1 protein-coding gene and 1 pseudogene are annotated in these 1,669 nt (G+C 69.7%); one reads left to right on the top strand and one right to left on the bottom strand.

Translation table 11 applies throughout. The annotated features are described in order from the left end of the window. Positions 1 to 289: 289 nt before the first annotated feature. Positions 290 to 955: a chaplin gene (locus CR470_RS41210; protein ID WP_097872278.1), complete on the bottom strand. Its 666-nt coding sequence runs from the start codon at positions 953 to 955 to the stop codon at positions 290 to 292. Between the two features lie 549 nt (positions 956 to 1,504). Here CR470_RS41210 and CR470_RS37810 point away from each other — a divergent pair. Continuing rightward, positions 1,505 to 1,669, top strand: a pseudogene (locus tag CR470_RS37810) (rodlin); the annotation flags it as partial.

The following is a 1,669-nucleotide window of genomic DNA, read 5'->3' as shown; positions in this document are numbered from 1 at the left end:
ACCCCCTACCCCCACCCCTACCCCTACCCGCGAGCCGTCGGCATCGCCGCGTCCGGGCACCCGGATCGGACCGGTTCGGCGTGGAGCGGCGGTGGGATCACGATGCCGAATCCCCGGTCCTGGAGCTCGGGTTCCAGGCCTTCCCGTCATCCCGCGCGGTGGGCGGCGCCCGGCCATCGTTCCACCGCTCCGGCCCGCATCCCGGGAGGACGGGGCGGAGCGCACACGGAAGGTCCGGCCGGGCAGTCCCCGCTGCCCGGCCGGACCTCGTACTCCCGCAGGAGCTCTGTCAGTCCCGCGCGTTGCGGGTACGGCGCATCAGCACCGCACCGCCGAGCAGCAGCGCGGCGCTCGCTCCGGCAGCCAGGCCCAGGTCGGCGGCACCGGTGTCGGCGAGATGTGCGTCCGGGGCGTTGGACCCGGGCGTGCCCGAGCCGGGCGTGTCGGTACCGGGCGTGTCGGTCGGCGGCTCGTGCACGGGCGGTTCGTCCACGGGCGGCTGGTCGACCGGCGGTTCGTCGACGGGCGGTTCGTCCACCGGCGGCTTGTCGACCGGGGGCTTGTCCACGGGAGGCTTGTCGACCGGGGGCTTGTCCACCGGCGGTTCGTCCACGGGCGGTTCGTCGACCGGGGGCTCGTCGACCGGCGGCTTGTCCACGGGGGGCTTGTCCACCGGGGGCTTGTCCACGGGCGGGTGGTTGTGCTTCGGACCGTCGGCGTTCACGCACTTGTTGCCGAAGGCCGGGTTCAGCAGAGCGATCACATTGACGGTGTTGCCGCACACATTGACCGGGATGTGCACCGGCACCTGCACCGCATTGCCCGAACCGACCCCCGGCGAACCGACGGCCGCGCCCTCGGCCGACGCGTCGGCGTGCGCGGTACCGCCGACCGCCGCCAGGAGGCCCGATGCGGCCGCCATGACGATCATGCTTCTGTTCAAGACCTGTCGCATTACTTGCCCTTTCCTAGGACATTCGCGAGGACTTCGCGTGGGTGCTTCGCGCGCGGAGGAAGCGGGCAGCCATCGGGCGGAGCCGCTGCACAGCCGGATCCTGCGGCGAAGCCATGGTGAACGTGGTGAAAACGTGCGCGCTGGACGACTGCCTTAACGACTCAGGCCCAGGCGGGAAACTCGAAGGTGCGTGGAAATTGTGTAATCACCCGAACGGGTGGTGTTGTCGAGTCCCGCGCATCCCGGTTCGCCGATGAAGGAAAACGATTCTCCTTCAACTGGGCTGCACGTGAATGGTGTTGACGGCGAGAGGTGCATTCCCTCCGGCGTATAGCGCGGCCTCGGAGCCATCCGCCCCCCGTCCACCCGTTCGGGCGAGGCGTGTTGGAGGGGTGCGCGCAATTCCTTCACGAGCGGACGGCCGTACGGCCGGAGTGCGGGGGTCGGCTCCCGTGTCCGGCATTCGGGTGAATGGGCGGAACCTAACGCCGGACGGTGAGTTGACCAGGAGGCTCCGCTACGGGGCGATCGGTACGAGAAGGGTTAATCGTGATCAAGAAGGTTCTGGCTACGGGCGCTGTCGCCGCCTCCATCCTCGGTCTCGGCACGACGCAGGCCATGGCCATCGCCAATGACGGCGGCACCACCACGGTCAACGGCAACGGTGCCTCGCAGGCCTACGGCAACTCCGAGACCCACGGTGACTGGAGCCCG

The organism is Streptomyces sp. rh34 (assembly GCF_002551245.1).
Classification (GTDB): domain Bacteria; phylum Actinomycetota; class Actinomycetes; order Streptomycetales; family Streptomycetaceae; genus Streptomyces.
Note: the sequence above shows the minus strand (reverse complement) of the source record. Positions and strands in the feature narration are given on the sequence as shown.